Source organism: Streptomyces sp. NPDC003284 (assembly GCF_053589675.1).
Window position 1 is genome coordinate 44,374 of record NZ_JBSFSI010000006.1, and the last position, 16,727, is coordinate 61,100.

A 16,727-nucleotide genomic window follows, 5' to 3' on the forward strand; every position below is an offset into this window, starting at 1 on the left:
CGCGGGTACGGACGTTCCCCGGCCGTGCGTCCGGTGGTGGACCCGGCAGAACCTACCGGCCACCTGCCGTCGCCTGTCAAACACGGAGCTGACCTGCCCGGACGGCCCCATCGGTGCGCCGGGTGCCGAGGATGCGCAGGTCGCGCGACGGGGCGGCGGGCGATCACCGCCGCCGCGCCGCCCCCGTAGATCACTCGCCCGGCCGTACGAAGACGGTCCGGCCGCCCACCACCGTCCGCAGGCAGACGGGAAGCTCGCGGCCCGGACCGAGGTCGGGCAGGCCCGGGGTGCCCGAGCGCGGGTCGGTCGACCAGCGGGCGACCCGGTCGTCGGGGGCCTGGACGACCAGTTCGCCGGTGCGCCACACGGCGTAGTCCGCGGGCGCGCCCGGCACCAGGACACCGGCGTCGTCGCGGCCGGTGGCCCGCCAGCCGCCGCGGGTGTGGGCGGTGAACGCGGCCCGCACCGAGATCCGGTGCTCCGGTGTGCGGTGGAAGGCCGCCGCCCGGACGGTGCCCCACGGGTCCAGCGGGGTGACGGGGCTGTCGGAGCCCAGGGCGAGCGGGACACCGGCCCGCAGCAGCGCGGCGAACGGGTTCAGGGTGCGCGCCCGCCCGGGGCCGAGCCGCCGGGCGTACATGCCGTCCTCGCCGCCCCACAGCGCGTCGAAGGCGGGCTGCACGGACGCGGTGAGCCCCAGCTCGGCGAAGGCCGCGATGGTCTGCGGGGTGAGCATCTCGGCGTGCTCGACGCGGTGCCGGGCGGCGCGCACGCGGGCCAGGCCCACCTTCTCGGCGGCGGCGCGCATCCCGTCCACGACGGCGGTGACGGCGGCGTCGCCGATGGCGTGGAACCCGGCCTGGAGACCGGCCTCCGTGCAGGCGGTGACGTGGGCGGCGACGGCGTCCGCGTCCAGGTAGGAGGTGCCGGTGCTCCCGGCGTCGGCGTACGGCGCGTGCAGGCAGGCGGTGTGCGAGCCGATGGAGCCGTCGACGAAGAGGTCCCCGGCCGCGCCGAGCGCGCCGAGGCCGCGCGCCTTGTCGACGTCCTCCTCGGCCCAGTAGCCGACGACCCGGGGACCGGGCTCCTCGGCGGCGAGGGCCAGCAGGCCGGTGAAGTCGTCCTCGGAGGAGATGTCCGGGCCGCCGCACTCGTGCACGGAGCCGATACCGAGGGAGGCGGCGCGGGCGAGCGCGGCACGCTGGGCCGCGGTGCGCTGGGCGGGCGTGACGGCGCCGAACGCGGCGGCCCGCACCGCGTGGTGGGCACCGGCGGTCAGCGGGCCGTCCACGGGCCCGGAGACGGCCGGTACCAGGTCGAGGAGGGCGGTGGTGACGACCGCGGAGTGGACGTCGATCCGGCTGAGGTAGAGCGGGCGTCCGCCGGTGGCCTCGTCCAGCTCCGCGCGCGTGGGCGGGCGCCCGCCGGGCCAGCGGGCCGCGTCCCAGCCGTGGCCGAGCAGGACCCGGTCGCCGGGGCGGGCGGCGGCGAAGTCGCGCACCCGGGCGAGGGCCGCCTCCAGGGAGGGCGCGTCGGACAGGTCGAGGCCGGTGAGCGCGAGACCGGTGCTCGTGGTGTGCACATGGGCGTCGGTGAACGCCGGGGTGACCAGGGCACCGTCCAGGTCGACGACCTCGTCGACACCGTCCGCGAAGGCGTCGGCGGCACCCTCGGAGCCGACCCAGGCGACATGTCCGGCCTCGACGACCATGGCGGTGGCGAACGGGTCGGCGGGACTGTGGACCTCGCCGCGGCGGAGGAGGACGGTCTGCGGTTCGGCGGTGCGCTCACTCATGCGCACCAGTCTCGCGCCTCACCCGCGCGCTCCCGCACGCAGGGCCGGTCGCCCCGCGTGCCGGGCCGGCTCAGATCCGCGGGGGGCGCGCCTCGTAGGGAGTCGACAGGACCACGGTCGTACGGGTCGACACGCCCGCCAGGGTCCGCACCCGGGCCAGCAGCTCCTCCAGTTCGTGCGGGGTGGCGACGCGCACCTTGAGGATGTAGTTCTCGTCGCCGGCCACGCTGTGGCACGCCTCGATCTCGGGCACACCGGCCAGGCGGTCCGCGATGTCGTCGGGGGCGCTGGGGTCGAAGGGTTTGACCGAGATGAAGGCGGTCATGGGCAGCCCGACGGCCTCGGCGTCGACGACCGCGGCGTACCCGCGGATGACACCACGCTGTTCGAGCCGCCGCACCCGCTGGTGCACGGCCGACGTGGACAGGCCCGTGGCCTTGCCCAGGTCGGTGTAGCTCATCCGCCCGTCCTTGACGAGCAGCTGCACGATCTGTCGGTCCAGCTCCTCCATGGCGCAAGAACCTACAGTGCGGTTGATCTCTCCGGATACCTCGGCGGCCCGGGTCGCGCCGCCTTCGGGCCCGGTCGGCCCGGGATCCGTCCGGCAGGGGGCGCCGGCCGGGGCGCACCGGAGGACAAACGGGACGCGGCGGGCACCTGTGCGTGGCATGTGACCAACGCCACAAACAGCCGGGCGCGCTTCGTGATGTCCTCGTGATTACCGCCGAGACCGGACGGGAAGTGCTTGCTGTGGTCGAGGCCGCAGCGCCTTCACGGCCCAGCCTTAGGGGGAGAATCCCATGCAGAGTCTTAAGCGCCCTGGTCGCTCCGTGCCCAAGCGGCAGCAGCCGGTGATCGCGCCTCAGCCGGAGGGCGTCGAACCGGACGAGTTCGGCGAGGACTTCGACGCCTACGACACCTTCGAGATGTTCCGGGTGGTCTGCCCGGAGTGCGCGCAGCCCATCGCGCTGCTGGCGGACGAGGAGATCCTGCCGGAGCACGCGCTGTGCGCCTCGCCGTGGAACCCGTTCGGTCTCACCGTCTGCGCCGGCACCGGGCGCAACGCCACGGAGGCCCGGCCCGCGGACGAGTCCGCCGGACCGCAGGAGCAGCAGACCGCCCTGCTGCTGACGCTCCCGCAGGGCCTCGACTGGCGGATGCAGCCCTTCTCGCACGTCGGCGGTCCGGGCTCGCGCCCGCTGCGGATGCCCGCGCCGGTGATGCGCCGCCAGGCAGCCTGAGCGGCCGGGCACCGCCCGGCCCCCGGCCCCCCGGCCTCCACCGCTCTTCCGTCGCTCTTCTGTCGCTCTCCACGGCCGCCGCGGCCTTCCGCGGCACCTTCCCGTGCCATGGGCGCGTACCGGCGCGTACCGGCATGCCCTGGTGCGGGATCTGTGCGCGCGTGTGCGCCGCCCCGGACGGGTCCGGACGGCGGCTCGCCGCCGGACCCCGCCGCGGGCGGTTCAGCGGGTCTCGGGTCCGGCGATGTGCCGGGCGACGACCATGCGTTGGATCTGGTTGGTGCCCTCGACGATCTGGAGCACCTTGGCCTCGCGCAGATAGCGCTCGACCGGGAAGTCCGCGGTGTAGCCGTATCCGCCGAGCACCTGGACGGCGTCGGTGGTCACCTTCATCGCCGCGTCCGTGCAGAACAGCTTGGCCATGGCGGCCTGCCGGGAGAACGGCTTGCCGGCGTCGCGCAGCCGGGCCGCCGCCAGGTAGAGCGACCGGCCCGCCTCGATCTGGGTCGCCATGTCGGCGAGCATGAAGCGCAGCCCCTGGAAGTCGGCGATGGGGCGCCCGAACTGGTGCCGGTCGGTGGCGTACCCGACCGCCTCGTCCAGGGCGGCCTGCGCCACGCCTATGGCGCAGGCCGCGATGCCGAGCCGTCCCGAGTCGAGCGCGGCCAGTGCGATGGCGAAGCCCTGGCCCTCCTCGCCGAGCCGCCGGTCGTCGCCGACCCGCACCCCGTCGAGGTGGAGCTGCGCGGTGGGCGAGCCCTTCAGGCCCATCTTCTTCTCCGGCGCGGCGGCGCTCAGCCCTTCGGCGTCGCCGGGCACCAGGAAGGCGGTGATCCCGCGCGGGCCGGGTCCGCCGGTACGGGCCATGACCGTGTAGAAGTCGGCGATGCCGCCGTGGGTGATCCAGGACTTGGTGCCGCTGAGCACCCAGCCGTCGCCGTCGCGGACCGCCTTGGTGCTGAGCGAGGCGGCGTCGGAACCGGCGGCGGGTTCGGACAGGGCGTAGGCGCCGAGCAGTCCGCCGCCGAGCATCGCGGGCAGGTGCTCGGCGCGCTGCTCCTTGCTGCCGTACGTGGCGAGCCCGTAGGCGGCCAGGGTGTGCACGCTCAGGCCGAGGCCCACGGTGAGACGGGCCGCCGCCAGCTCCTCCAGGACCTGGAGATAGACCTCGTAGGGCTGCTCGCCGCCGCCGTGCTCGGCGTCGTAGGGCAGGCCGAGCAGTCCGGAGCGGGACAGCAGGGCGAAGACCTCGCGCGGGAAGCGTCCGGCGTCCTCCTCCTCGGCCGCCTTCGGGGCGATCTCGCGCTGGGCGATGTCGCGGACGAGCGAGATCAGCTCCCGGGCCTCGTCCGTGGGCAGTTGCCGGTCCACCGGCTGCGGGGCGCGGTCGGGCATGGCGACGCTCTCCTCCCTGTCGGGCACTGGCGGACAGCACCCTGTGGGGCGGCTCCGCCGGGGGTCTCCTCGGGCCTGCCGACGGCTGCCCTCCCGGGTCACGGGAAGCGGCTGACCAGCGGCTGTGCGCTGTGAGTATGCCCGATCAGAGGCATGGAGTCACCGGTTAACGACCGCTTACTTCAAGAAAGGCCGAACCGTGCTCCCGGGCAGCGGACGGATCGGAGCCCGGGAGGGGTGCGGCAGGGGTGGACCGACGGCCGGACAGGGGTCGGCCGACGGCCGGACCGGGGCCGGGCGGAAGGGGAGGCGGCGGGAGTGCGGCCGGGTCAGAGGAGACCGAGCTGGGCCACGAGCATGGCGATCACGACGACCAGGGTCCAGCCGAGCACGTGTTCGATGACCTTGGCGCCGTCGCCGTCGTCCTGGGGGCCGCCGGTGCGGACGCGGGCGGGTGCGGCGGCGGTGGCCGATGGAGCGCTCATGATCTCTCGCAGGGTCTGACGGGCCGGGTGGACTCCCCCGCGGGCACTGCGCCCGCCTCCCGTCCACCTTGCCACCGCCGGCGCCCGCGGCGGCGGTGGGCTTGGTCACAGGAAAGGCCCGGTGGTCACAGCGAAGGCCCCGGTCTCCCGGGGCCTTCGCGCGCGTGCGCCGCCGGTCAGCGCGCGTGCGCCGCCCGGTCAGCGCACGCCCACCGCCTGGAGCGCCCGGCGCCTGCGCGGGGTGAGGTGCACGGGGAAGTACAGGTAGCAGACGCCGCCGCTGCCGGAGACGACCTTCCCGGAGTCGTTGTAGCGCTTGGTCCTGAGCCAGATGTTCTCGAACTCACGGCGCCGGTAGACGCGCCGTACCGCCTCGTCGCCGGGCGAGGCCGGGTCGTTCGCGATCACGTCCCCCTCGGCGGTGAAGCCGACGACCGCCATCAGATGGCCGGAGGTGCCGTAACCGGCGCCGGTCAGCTCGGACTTGAGGAAGGACTGGGACGTGACGACCGGGAGACCGGCCGCGATCAGCGTCTCCAGGTCGGCGAGCGAGCCGAGCCGGGTGACCACACCCTGGAGGCCGTCGAACGTCGCGGCGTAGGCCGCGTTGAAGGGCCAGTTGCCGCAGCCCTCGTACTGGCTGTCGTAGGTGGAGCGGGCCGCGTGGCAGACCTGCGGGTCGGCGTAGGCCGGGTCGACCCAGGCCAGTTGGGCGGGGGTGAGGCGGCCGCCCAGGTACTCGACGGCCATCTGCGAGGAGGTCGGGCTGCACCATGCCTCGCCGCCGTTGTCGTACTGCGGGTACTGGCCCGCGTGGATCTCCTGCGAGTAGCGCGGGACGCCGAGTTCCGTGCCCACGGCGCCGGGTGCGGAGGCGGGGACGGTGAAGCGGTCGGGCACGTCGGAGCCCATGGCGCCGAACCGGTGGACGGTCGGCGTGAGACGGGTGCCGGGCCTGCGGTACAGGGTGAGCCGCAGCCGGTAGGAGGCCAGGCGCAGGCCGGAGGCCGGGTCGTCCACGGAGAGGGTGTCCGTCCAGACCGTGCTTCTGCCGTCGCTCTGGCCGTCGACGGAGGTCCGCTTGATGTCCTGGTCACCGGCGGCCCAGCGGCCCATCACGTACCAGGGGGTGTCGGTGCCGTCGGAGTACGTGCCCCGCAGCTCCGCCTGGAGCCAGGTGCCGGGCGGGGTGTGCGCGTTCCAGGAGGCGATCGCCTCGGTGGCGGGGACGGCGAGGCGGTGGCGCGGGCCGGTCCAGGTGGCGTACTCCCACGGGGCGGTGGTGCCGGTGTGCGGGTCGGTGTAGTCGGTGGTGCCCGCCGGGGCGGCGATCTCCAGGCCCGCGCGAGGGCCGGGCGACACCCGGGTGCCGTGCCCGGTGCCGCCGCGCCAGTCGCTGTACGTCGTCCAGGCGCGGTAGTCGACGGGGCGGGCCGGGGTGCGCCCGGCGCCGGAGGGGATGGCGGGGCCGGCCGAGTCCGCGGCCCTGCGCGGTGCGGCGGCTGCCGGGGTGACCGTGCCCGTCACGGCGGCGGCGACCGCGACGGCCAGGACGGATCGGCGGGAGGGTTGTTCGAGTCCGCTCATGGGTGGAAGACCCCCAGGTGTCCGAGTCGGGGCGGGTGACCGGTCCGTGCACGGGATGCGCCCACTATGGCGGCGGCGACCGCCTCCTGCCAGCACTTCGTCGCACGCCACGCCCAGCAATATTGGTCTCCACCACTGGCATGGGACGCGCATCCGCGCAGGTCGGGGACTCGGGTGGCGGCGGCGCCCCGCAGGACGGGAACCCACCGGTCCCGCCCGCTCACCCCGGGTTCAGGACCCGGTCCGCCGGGGCACCGGGCCCGGCACGGTGCCCGGCGGATCCGCCGGGCACCCGTACGCGCCCCCTCAGATCAGGTCCATCGCCGCGACCTCGTCCGGGCGGCCGTAGCTGACCGGGCCCTGGAAGCGGCGGCGGGCCGTGGCGAACCACCAGACGGTGGCGACGAGCAGGACCACGCCGAGGGCGATCGGGGCGTAGTTGAAGGAGTCGGCGGTGATCGGCGACGCCTGCGGGAGCATGAACAGGATGCTGCTCAGCGCGATCCAGGTGACGGCCACGACACCGACCGGGCGGCTCCAGCGGCCCAGGTGCCAGGGGCCCCGCTGGAACTCGTCGCCCAGGCGCAGCCGGAGCAGGATCGGGACGGCGTAGGCGAGGAAGAGCCCGACGACGTTGACGCTCACGATGGCGGTGAAGGCGGTGTGCGACCACCAGCCGGGCAGGATCAGCGCCAGCGAGCAGGCGACCGCCAGCCAGACGGCCTTGACGGGGGTGCGGGTGCGCGGGGAGACCGAGTGCCACCAGCGGGAGCCGGGCATGGCGCCGTCCCGGGAGAAGGCGAAGATCTGCCGGGTGTTGCTGGTGAGGTTGGCCAGTCCGCAGAAGAGCATGGCCCCGATGACGATGAGCAGCAGCGCCTTGGCCGTGCCCAGGCCGAGCGCGTCGATGAGAATCTGGACGGGCGGCGCGTCCGTGCTCGCCACATGCGCGTAGTCCCGAATGCTGTAGACGAGCGCGAGCATGAGGATCAGACCGGTGATCGCGGAATAGCCGATGGCGCGGACGATGCCCCGGGGCGCGTTGACGGTCGCCTGCACCGTTTCCTCGGACATGTGGAAGCTGCCGTCGAAGCCGGTGAAGGTCCAGCTGGTGACCAGCAGACCGAGCAACCCGCCGTAAAGTCCGCTTGTGAAACCGGTGTTGTTCGCGAAATGCGTGACGAACGACGCCGGACGGTGATCACCGGGGACGGCGATCAGCGCGGTGACGATGACCACCATCCCGATCAGCAGCCACCACACGGAGATCCGGTTCAGTACCGCGACCAACTGGACCGTGAAGGTGTTGGCGAGCCCCTGGAGCACGATGATGAGCGCGGTGATCAGCACGGTCTGGTGGGCGGTCGGCCGGTAGTCGGACCACTGGAGCGCGATGAACGCCTGGATGAAGGTGGCCGCCGCGTACCCGGTGGCCGCGGTGCCGCCCACCTGGCCGACGAAGTTCAGCCAGCCGGTGTACCAGGACCAGGCGCCCTTGTGCCGACGGGCGAGTTTGCCCGCCGAGAAATACAGCGCGCCGCTCGTCGGATAGGCCGAGGCCACCTCGCCCATGGCGGCGCCGACGAAGAGCACCATGACCGAGACGCCGATCCAGCCGAATACGAGAATGCGCGGACCGCCCGCGTTCATTCCGAATCCGAAGGAGGAGAAAATACCGGAGATTATATTGATGATGGTGAAGGAGATCGCAAAATTGTCGAACGCCTTGAAACGGCGGGTGAGTTTTCTCGGATAACCCATCGCGTGCAGGGTCGCGTCGTCGTCGAACGCGCCCGGGGCGGCGGCTGCGCCACGGTTTCTCGCACGTGGGAGCTGTATCCGTTCCGACACGGTCGGCCTCTCTCTCGGTGGGGGGTCGGACAGGGGTTCAGGGGGAGGTCGGCACCGGCAGGCCGCAGGCCCGCCGCGCCCGGGACAATTGCTCCACGGGGTCGCCGAAGACGCACCACGGCATCCGGGATGCGTAGGGGCCCATGGCGGTGAGCACCGCACGGGCCTCGAACTCGCAGCCGGCCAGGACCAGCGCATGCGCCAGATAGGCCAGGTCCAGCACCGGTGTGAACCGGTAACCGGACACCGCGGGCAGCCAGTTCCGGTAGCTCGCCAGCGCGGCGGAGCGCCACTGCGGCTGCTCCCAGACCCGGTCGGCGAGCAGTTGCGAGGGGTCGTAGCTCTCCACCAGCGCGACCAGCGGCAGCAGCCGCAGCGCCGAGTCGGCGGGCGCGCGCTGGCTCAGGAAGGCGGCCACGTCCCAGGCCGCGTTGACCGAACCGCCGTGCCGGGTGAAGAAGAAGGCCAGAAATCGGTGGTGCGCCTCGCGGTGCCAGGGGTCGAGGGAGAGGATGTGCGCGAACAGCCGCCAGGGTCCGGGCGGAGCCGTCAGCAGGCCCTGCGGCGCGGGGTCGCGCAGCCGGTGCAGCCGGGCCATGGCCAGTTTCGCCGCATAGGGCGTGGGGTCGGCCGGGTCCACCGCCGAGGCCCGGTCGCAGGCCGACAGCGCTATCCGCTCCAGCGCGGCGGCCCGCTCGTCGCGGGCGTCGGCCGCGCGCAGCGCCCGGTGCACCGCCACCCGCGCCCAGATCAGGGCGGATTCGGGGCCGGGTTCCTCGGCCAGCCAGCGTTCGGCGAGATCGGAGTCGGCGGCCTCCGAGGCCAGCACCAGGGAGCGGTGGGCCCGCAGCCCGAAGTCGGCGCGTGTCTCGGCGAGAGCCGTACGGGCACTCGCCCAGCGGCCGGCCCGGATGTCCACGCACACACTCGCGAGTACGCGGTCGTCCGCCGCCGGGTGCCAGACGTACTGCCCGTCGAATAACCCAGCGGTCATCTTCCCCCTGCCGTTCCCGCCCGAAGCCTCACGGTGCGCTCACGGCACTTTACTCAGCACAAGGCACAACCGGAACGCGATTCTCGACATGTTCGTCCCGTGATTGCCGGTGCGGCGAGGGGGACTTGAGGGTGTTCCGACGCGCGTTCCCCGAATGTGCGCACGGCGGTGTCGCGCACGTCCGGTATGACCGGTCACTAGAATGTTCCCGGTAAATATGCCATCACGTCGGTACCCGCCCCTCCGCCCGCACCGCTCACCCCGGGAACAGCCATGCACTCCCTCGCCGCCCGGCTGCGCCGCCTCTCCCCGTCCTGCGGCCCCGTCCGCCTGATCGGCGTCGACGGGCACGCGGGGTCGGGAAAGTCCACCTTCGCCGCCCGGCTGTCCGAGGCGCTCGACGGTGCGCCGGTCCTGCACCTGGACGACGTCGCGAGCCACGCGGAACTGTTCGGATGGGACGCGCGGCTGCTGCGCGAGGTGATCGGTCCGTTCACCCGGGGCGAGAACGCCCGCTACGCGCCCTACGACTGGCGGGCGCGGCGCTTCGGCCCCGCCTCGCGCACGCTGGCACCGGCGCCGGTCGTCCTGGTCGAGGGGGTCGGCGCGGGCCGCCGGGCGCTGCGCCCGCATCTGGCCCGGCTGCTCTGGATGGACCTGCCGCGCGAGGAGTCCTGGGCCCGCGGCCGGGCCCGGGACGGCGCCGAGCAGCGCGATTTCTGGTCCGGGTGGGTCGAGGCGGAGCGCCGGCATTTCGCCGCCGATCCGTCCCGGCCCTTCGCGGATCTTCTGGTGCGCCGTTCCGCCGAGGGGTACGAGCTGCGGCCCGGCCCCGCCGGGGCGGCTGGTCCGGACCAAGTCGCTACGCAGGGTGAGGACCCGGAGGCAATGTGCTGAACTTGTGAAGGCACCTGTGGAGGAACTTGGTCCAGTGTCCCAACTTCGCTTGACCGGGGGCCCGTACAGGTCTTACGTTCTCAATGTGCGGTCATCGAAGACCGGCCCACTGACGCGAAGCCCCCGGTTGTTCCCCCGTGACCGGGGGCTTCGTTCTGCCCGGACACCGCTATCCGGACGCCGGACGGCTCCATTCGGTCACCCTCGGTCACTAAATCGGATGTATGGTCTCCCCTCCGGTCCTGCTCCCGCTCTTCTCCCGGTCCGGTCCGTTCCCCTCCCCTCCCGTCCCCTCTCCCCGTCCCTCCCCGTCCCCCTCCCTCCGCGCGTCGAACGGCGTGCACCGCACCCTTCGGCGGGCGACGGCCCCGCAGGTACGATGCCCTCGGTGCGGCCTTCGAACGACTGCTGCGCGCACCTGCAACTCCGGTCCGCGGCACAGCGGTTCGACCAAGGCGGCCACCGGGCGACCGTCCGGCGGCCAACCTACGGGGGCACGGTCTGTGGGGGACGTGATGGACTTCGGCACGCAGGGCCCCGAGGCCCCGGCCGACCTCGCCTGGCTGCGGGGCGTGGACGCCTACACCATGGGCGCCTATCCGCAGGCCGAGGAGGAGTTCCGGGCCGCGGTGGAGCTGGACCCGGCGATGGCGGACGGCTGGCTCGGGCTGCACGCGCTGCGCGTCGACACGACGACCGCGCTGCTGCGGATGTTCCGCCACCGCGACCGCTTCGGCGAGCAGCGCACCCGGCACCGCCGCACCCTCAACTCCTGGTACTGGCTCGGCTGGTGGGTGCAGCCGGTGCTGGAGAGCCCCCGCGACCTGCTGCTCGCGCACGCCTCGCACTGGCTGGACGGCCGCCATGTGCCCGAGCTGGACCGGGCGCTGGCCGGGCTGCCGCCGGTGGACACCGACGCCCAGGTCCGGTTCCTGCACGCCTGCCGGGCCTATCTGGTCAAGGACTGGGAACAGCTCGTACGGCACACCGACCCGCTGGTCGACGACGCGCTGCTCGGCATAGAGGCCGGGCTGTTCGGCGGCATGGCCCGGGTCAGGCTGGAGATGTACGGACAGGCCGAGCCGCTGCTGTCGGCCGCGCTGATGCGGTGCCGCAGCGAGCAGCCGCAGCGCAAGGAACTGCGCTACTGGCTGGCGCGGGCGCACGAGGGCACCGGCCGCAGCGCCGCCGCGCTCCCCCTGTACCGGGCGGTGCACCGGGTCGACCCCGCCTTCATGGACACCTCGGCACGGCTCGCCGCCATCGCCGAGGGCGACGGCTACGACGACGAGGCCGCCGACTTCGCCGCGGTCACCCTCGCCGGAGCCGGCCAGGACAGCGTGGACGGCCCCGACGTGCTGGACCCGCTGTTCGGCACCGAGGGCCGGGATCTGCGTCTGGACGAACCCGATCCGCCCGCCGCCGGACCGTTCCCGCCGCCGGCCGGACCCGGGGTGCGCGAGCGCGGCACGGGCACGGGCGGTCCGCTGCCCAGCGGTCCCACCGACCCCGCGTTACTTGAGCAGGCGCTCGCCGAGCTGGAGCGCATGGTGGGTCTTGAGCCGGTGAAACGCCAGGTCAAGGCGTTGTCGGCACAGTTGAACATGGCCCGGCTGCGCGCCGGGCAGGGGCTGCCCGTACAGCCGCCGAAACGACACTTCGTCTTCTCCGGTCCCTCCGGCACCGGCAAGACCACCGTCGCCCGCATCCTCGGCCGCGTCTTCTACGCGCTCGGCCTGCTCGGCGGCGACCATCTGGTGGAGGCCCAGCGCGCCGACCTGGTCGGGGAGTATCTGGGCCAGACCGCCGTCAAGGCCAACGAGCTGATCGACTCCGCGATCGGCGGGGTGCTCTTCGTGGACGAGGCGTACTCGCTGTCCAACTCGGGGTACGGCAAGGGCGACGCCTACGGCGACGAGGCCCTCCAGGTGCTGCTGAAGCGGGCCGAGGACAACCGGGACCACCTGGTGGTGATCCTCGCCGGCTATCCCGAGGGCATGGACCGCCTGCTGGCCGCCAACCCCGGCCTCTCGTCCCGCTTCACCAGCCGCGTGGACTTCCCCTCGTACCGCCCCGGCGAGCTGACCGAGATCGGCAAGGTGCTGGCCGCGGAGAACGGCGACCTGTGGGACGAGGAGGCGCTGGACGAGCTGGGCTCGATCGCCGCGCACGTGGTCGACCAGGGCTGGATCGACGAACTCGGCAACGGCAGGTTCCTGCGCACCCTGTACGAGAAGAGCTGCGCCTATCGCGACCTGCGCCTGTCCGTCTACCCCGGCACCCTGACCCGCGACGACCTGGCGACCCTGCGGCTGCCGGACCTGATGCAGGCGTACGGCGAGGTGCTGTCGGGCCGGGGCCCGCAGGATCCGTCGGCCCTGTGACGGCGCGCGCGGCGCGGCGGGTCCGGGACGCGCGCGAGCCCGCGGCCGGGCGGCCGCGGGCTCGGGCGGGTGTGCGTCCGGCTCAGGTCGCGAGAGCCTGTGCACCGCTGGGGCGGGGTTCGGTGAGGCGGATCTCCGGGGCCGCGCGGTGGGCGGGGTCACGGACCTCGCCGACGAGCAGTTCCAGGACGTCCTCCAGCGCGACCACGCCGAGCACCTTGCCGGTGGCGTCCGCCACCTGGGCGAGATGGGTGGCGGCGCGGCGCATCACGGTCAGCGCGTCGTCGAGCGGCAGCTCGGACCTCAGCGTCGTCATCGGGCGCCATATCCGCTGCGGGACGGCCCGGTCGGAGTCCTCCAGGTCGAGGACGTCCTTGACGTGCAGATACCCCATGAAGGCGCCGTTGCCCGCGGCGACCGGGAAACGCGAGTAGCCGGTGCGGGCGGTGAGCGCGACGATCTCGCCGGGGGTGACCGACGGGCTGACCGTCACCAGGGCGTCGCGGCGCAGCAGCACGTCCAGGACCGGCCGGGAGCCCAGCTCCAGCGCGTCCTCCAGGCGCTCCTGCTCCTCGGGGCCGAGGAGCCCGGCCTGACCGGAGTCCTCCACCAGCCGGTTGAGCTGTTCGCTGGTGAAGACGGCCTCGACCTCGTCCTTGGGCTCGACCCGGAAGAGCCGCAGGATGCCCTGGGCGCAGGCGCCGAGCGCGACGGTGACGGGCTTGCAGAGGCGGGCGAAGGCGACCAGGCCGGGGCCGAGCCACAGCGCGGCCTTCTCCGGGGCGGCCATCGCCAGGTTCTTCGGCACCATCTCGCCGATGACCAGGTGGAAGAAGACCACGGCGGCCAGCGCGATGACATAGCCCAGCGGGTGCACCACGCCGTGCGGCAGGCGCATCCAGGTGAAGACCGGCTCCAGCAGCTTCGCCACCGTGGGTTCGGCGACGGCGCCCAGGGTCAGCGAGCAGACGGTGATGCCGAACTGGGCGGCGGCCATCATCTGCGGCAGCCGCTCCAGGCCGTGCAGGACCTGGCGGGCACGGGCGGTGCCGAGCGGTTCGATCTGGCTGCGGCGCACGGAGACGAGCGCGAACTCGGCACCGACGAAGAAGCCGTTGGCCAGCACCAGCAGGGCGGCCAGGACCAGTTGGAGCACGCTCATCGGGCGGCCTCCGTGACGGCCTCGGCGGTGTCGGTCGCGGTAGCCGTGCGGACCAGGCGGACCCGTTCGGCGCGGTAGTGGCCGACCTGGCGCACGGACAGGCGCCAGCCCGGCAGTTCGGCCCGGTCGCCGGGGACCGGGATCCGGCCGAGCAGATCGGCGACCAGCCCGGCGACGGTCTCGTACGGGCCCTCGGGCGCGTCCAGGCCGATACGGCGGAGCAGGTCGACCCGGCAGCCGCCGTCGGCGTCCCAGGCGGGCCGGCCGTCCTCCGGCGGGACCGGGGCGAGTTCGGGCACGTCCTTGGCGTCGTGCTCGTCGCGGACCTCGCCGACGAGTTCCTCGACGATGTCCTCCAGGGTGACGACGCCCGCGGTGCCGCCGTACTCGTCGACGACGACCGCGATGGGCTGCTCGCTGCGCAGCTGCGCCAGCAGCGGCTGCACCGGCAGGGTCTCGGGGACCAGCAGCGCGGGCCGGGCGATACGGCCGACCGGGGTGCGCAGCCGCTCGTGCGCCGGGACGGCGAGGGCGTCCTTGAGATGGGCCATGCCGACCACCTCGTCGATCTTCTCCTGGTAGACGGGGAAGCGGGACAGTCCGGTGGCCCGGGTGAGGTTGACCACGTCCTCGGCGGTCGCGGAGAACTGGAGGGCGCTGACCTTCACGCGCGGCGTCATCACGTGCTGCGCGGTCAGCTCGCCCAGGGACAGGGTGCGGACGAACAGGTCGGCCGTGTCCTGCTCCAGGGCACCGGCCTGGGCCGAGTGCCGGGCCAGCGAGACCAGCTCGCCGGGGGTGCGGGCGGAGGCCAGCTCGTCGGCGGGCTCCACGCCCAGTGCCCGTACCAGCCGGTTGGCGACGGTGTTCAGCGCGGCGATCACCGGGCGGAACAGCCGCGAGAAGTGGTGCTGCGGGCCCGCGACGAACCGCGCGACCTGCAACGGCCGGGAGACCGCCCAGTTCTTGGGCACCAGCTCGCCGATCACCATCTGGAGGGCGGAGGCGAGCAGCATGCCGACGACCACGGCGACACCGGAGACGGCGCCCGCGGGCAGGCCGGTCGCGGTGATGGGGCCGTGCAGCAGCTCGGCCAGCGCCGGTTCGGCGAGCATGCCGACGACGAGGGAGGTGATGGTGATGCCGAGCTGGGTGCCGGAGAGCTGGAAGGACAGCTCGCCCAGCGACTCGACGACCGTACGGGCGCGTCGGTCGCCGTCGGCCGCGGCCTTCTCGGCGTCCGGGCGCTCGACCGTCACCAGGCCGAACTCCGCCGCGACGAAGAAGCCGTTGGCGAGGATCAGCAGGAGGGCCGCTCCGAGGAGCAGCAGGGGGAGGGTCATGATGCCGCCGCCTGTGTGCGCGTGCGGACCGCGGGGGCGCGGTGCGCGCTATGTCGGCAGGGGGCGGCGCAGGTACTGCAGGACGATCCGTCCATCGCCGGAGGGAGTCACTCCTCGGGTAGCAGGAACCCCTGGCACCGGGCGGCGCTCAGGGGCGGGGACGCAGCGACACGTCTCCGCCCACCAGATTAATCAAGTCCGGGCCGGATGCGTCAGGCCGGAGGCTCCCGAGCCGTCCCCGACGGTTCACCCCGGAGGCGGGTGCGGGTCACGCGCCGCGGGTCTGCTCCGGGTCCGCGAGGGCGTGCGACTCGACGAGGGCGCGCAGCGCGCGGGCGTCGGCGATGGCCCGCTGCCTGGCGATTCCGGGCTGGATGCCCAGTACGGGCAGGCTGGTGCCGTCGCTCAGGTTGAGGAACACCCAGGGGTCGCCGGGCCGCAGATTCACCTGGAGGACCTGCGGCCACTCCAGATGACGCCGGGATGCGATGTTCACCACAGTGACGCCGGAGTCGTCGGCGACCACCTTCGGCCGGGCCAGCAGCGCCAGCACACCGGCCAGCAGGGCGCCGGTGAAGACGAAGCTGATGCGTTCGCCCGGGGTGAGCTGTTCCAGCAGGACGGCCACCGCCGCGATCACGACGAAGATCGCGGCCCCCGCGGAGAGCAGCACCACGCGGGTGTGCCCCGGCCGGAAGGTGACGGGGAGGGCGGGCGGCAGGTCGGACATCGGTCGGTCGTCCTCAGAGGCGGCAGGCGTGGATGGCCGTGGTCAGGATGGCGCGGGCGCCGATCGCGTACAGGTCGTCCATGATCCGCTGGGCCTCCTTGGCCGGGACCATGGCGCGCACGGCGACCCAGCCCTCGTTGTGCAGCGGGGAGACGGTCGGGGACTCCAGGCCGGGGGTGAGCGCCACGGCCTTCTCCAGCTGTTCGACCCGGCAGTCGTAGTCCATCATCACGTACGTCCGGGCGACCAGGACGCCCTGGAGGCGGCGCAGGAACTGCTGGACCTTGGGGTCCTCGGTGTCGGCGCCGGTGCGCCGGATGACGACGGCCTCGGACTTCATGATGGGCTCGCCGAAGACCTCCAGGCCCGCGTTGCGCAGGGAGGTGCCGGTCTCGACGACGTCGGCGATGACCTCGGCGACGCCCAGTTCGATGGCGGTCTCCACGGCGCCGTCGAGGTGGACGACGGAGGCGTCGATGCCCTGCTCGGCGAGGTGTCCGGCGACGATGCCCTCGTAGGAGGTGGCGACCGTGCGGCCCTTCAGGTCCCGCGCGCTCTCGGCCGTGCCCGGCTTGGCGGCGAAGCGGAAGGTGGAGCGGGCGAAGCCGAGCGGGAGGATCTCCTCGGCGTCGGCACCGGAGTCCACGAGCAGGTCGCGGCCGGTGATGCCGATGTCCAGCCGGCCGGAGGAGACGTAGATCGCGATGTCGCGGGGGCGGAGGTAGAAGAACTCTACCTCGTTGACCGGGTCGACGATGCGCAGTTCCTTGGCCTCGCGGCGCTGCTGGTAGCCGGCCTCATGCAGCATGTCCGCCGCAGGGCCGGAGAGTGAACCCTTGTTGGGGACGGCGATGCGCAGCATG

The 16,727-nt window shown here is 73.3% G+C and carries 14 protein-coding genes; 3 read left to right on the forward strand and 11 right to left on the reverse strand.

Annotation, left to right across the window (positions count from 1 at the left end):
* Nucleotides 1-190: 190 nt before the first annotated feature.
* Together ACWDYF_RS15015 and ACWDYF_RS15020 are read right to left on the reverse strand one after the other, a co-directional pair.
* On the reverse strand, nucleotides 191-1,795 hold the full coding sequence (locus ACWDYF_RS15015; RefSeq protein ID WP_389464244.1) for an amidohydrolase: 1,605 nt from the start codon (nucleotides 1,793-1,795) through the stop codon (nucleotides 191-193).
* Nucleotides 1,796-1,865: 70 nt separating this feature from the next.
* Nucleotides 1,866-2,306 carry an Lrp/AsnC family transcriptional regulator gene (locus ACWDYF_RS15020; protein ID WP_018570152.1) on the reverse strand — a complete coding sequence of 147 codons (441 nt, stop codon included), beginning with the start codon at nucleotides 2,304-2,306 and terminating at the stop codon, nucleotides 1,866-1,868.
* A gap of 289 nt (nucleotides 2,307-2,595) precedes the next feature.
* Between ACWDYF_RS15020 and ACWDYF_RS15025 the strand changes: the two genes are divergently transcribed.
* A complete protein-coding gene (locus ACWDYF_RS15025; RefSeq protein WP_026252912.1) occupies nucleotides 2,596-3,036 on the forward strand; it encodes a hypothetical protein in 441 nt (146 codons plus the stop codon).
* A gap of 222 nt (nucleotides 3,037-3,258) precedes the next feature.
* Here ACWDYF_RS15025 and ACWDYF_RS15030 read toward each other — a convergent pair whose 3' ends face one another.
* The 5 genes from ACWDYF_RS15030 to ACWDYF_RS15050 all read right to left on the reverse strand — a co-directional run bounded on the left by ACWDYF_RS15030 (nucleotide 3,259) and on the right by ACWDYF_RS15050 (nucleotide 9,348).
* Complete coding sequence (locus tag ACWDYF_RS15030; protein ID WP_018570154.1) at nucleotides 3,259-4,431, reverse strand: acyl-CoA dehydrogenase family protein; 1,173 nt, start codon at nucleotides 4,429-4,431, stop codon at nucleotides 3,259-3,261.
* 329 nt (nucleotides 4,432-4,760) lie between these two features.
* Nucleotides 4,761-4,916 carry an SCO1431 family membrane protein gene (locus ACWDYF_RS15035; RefSeq protein WP_381737116.1) on the reverse strand — a complete coding sequence of 52 codons (156 nt, stop codon included), beginning with the start codon at nucleotides 4,914-4,916 and terminating at the stop codon, nucleotides 4,761-4,763.
* Between the two features lie 198 nt (nucleotides 4,917-5,114).
* Nucleotides 5,115-6,503, reverse strand: coding sequence for a peptidase C39 family protein (locus tag ACWDYF_RS15040; protein WP_389464240.1), 1,389 nt, complete (start codon nucleotides 6,501-6,503; stop codon nucleotides 5,115-5,117).
* A gap of 306 nt (nucleotides 6,504-6,809) precedes the next feature.
* Nucleotides 6,810-8,354 (reverse strand): amino acid permease, encoded by a 1,545-nt coding sequence (locus tag ACWDYF_RS15045; protein WP_381737114.1) that lies wholly within the window; start codon nucleotides 8,352-8,354, stop codon nucleotides 6,810-6,812.
* A gap of 37 nt (nucleotides 8,355-8,391) precedes the next feature.
* Nucleotides 8,392-9,348 (reverse strand): hypothetical protein, encoded by a 957-nt coding sequence (locus tag ACWDYF_RS15050; protein ID WP_026252914.1) that lies wholly within the window; start codon nucleotides 9,346-9,348, stop codon nucleotides 8,392-8,394.
* Between the two features lie 273 nt (nucleotides 9,349-9,621).
* Here ACWDYF_RS15050 and ACWDYF_RS15055 point away from each other — a divergent pair, with 273 nt between their 5' ends.
* Together ACWDYF_RS15055 and ACWDYF_RS15060 are read left to right on the forward strand one after the other, a co-directional pair.
* Complete coding sequence (locus ACWDYF_RS15055) at nucleotides 9,622-10,245, forward strand: uridine kinase family protein (RefSeq protein WP_389464237.1); 624 nt, start codon at nucleotides 9,622-9,624, stop codon at nucleotides 10,243-10,245.
* 515 nt (nucleotides 10,246-10,760) lie between these two features.
* Nucleotides 10,761-12,629: an AAA family ATPase gene (locus ACWDYF_RS15060; RefSeq protein ID WP_381737112.1), complete on the forward strand. Its 1,869-nt coding sequence runs from the start codon at nucleotides 10,761-10,763 to the stop codon at nucleotides 12,627-12,629.
* A gap of 82 nt (nucleotides 12,630-12,711) precedes the next feature.
* On the opposite strand, the gene ACWDYF_RS15065 is transcribed toward ACWDYF_RS15060, so the two are convergent.
* The 4 genes from ACWDYF_RS15065 to hisG form a co-directional block, all read right to left on the reverse strand.
* Nucleotides 12,712-13,791, reverse strand: coding sequence for a hemolysin family protein (locus ACWDYF_RS15065; RefSeq protein WP_037896481.1), 1,080 nt, complete (start codon nucleotides 13,789-13,791; stop codon nucleotides 12,712-12,714).
* On the reverse strand, nucleotides 13,788-15,134 hold the full coding sequence (locus ACWDYF_RS15070) for a hemolysin family protein (protein WP_018570162.1): 1,347 nt from the start codon (nucleotides 15,132-15,134) through the stop codon (nucleotides 13,788-13,790). Before ACWDYF_RS15070 ends, ACWDYF_RS15065 begins: the two co-directional genes overlap by 4 nt.
* A gap of 268 nt (nucleotides 15,135-15,402) precedes the next feature.
* Complete coding sequence (locus ACWDYF_RS15075) at nucleotides 15,403-15,864, reverse strand: PH domain-containing protein (RefSeq protein WP_037896484.1); 462 nt, start codon at nucleotides 15,862-15,864, stop codon at nucleotides 15,403-15,405.
* Nucleotides 15,865-15,877: 13 nt separating this feature from the next.
* On the reverse strand, nucleotides 15,878-16,726 hold the full coding sequence (gene hisG / locus ACWDYF_RS15080; protein WP_381737109.1) for an ATP phosphoribosyltransferase: 849 nt from the start codon (nucleotides 16,724-16,726) through the stop codon (nucleotides 15,878-15,880).
* Nucleotide 16,727: the final 1 nt, after the last annotated feature.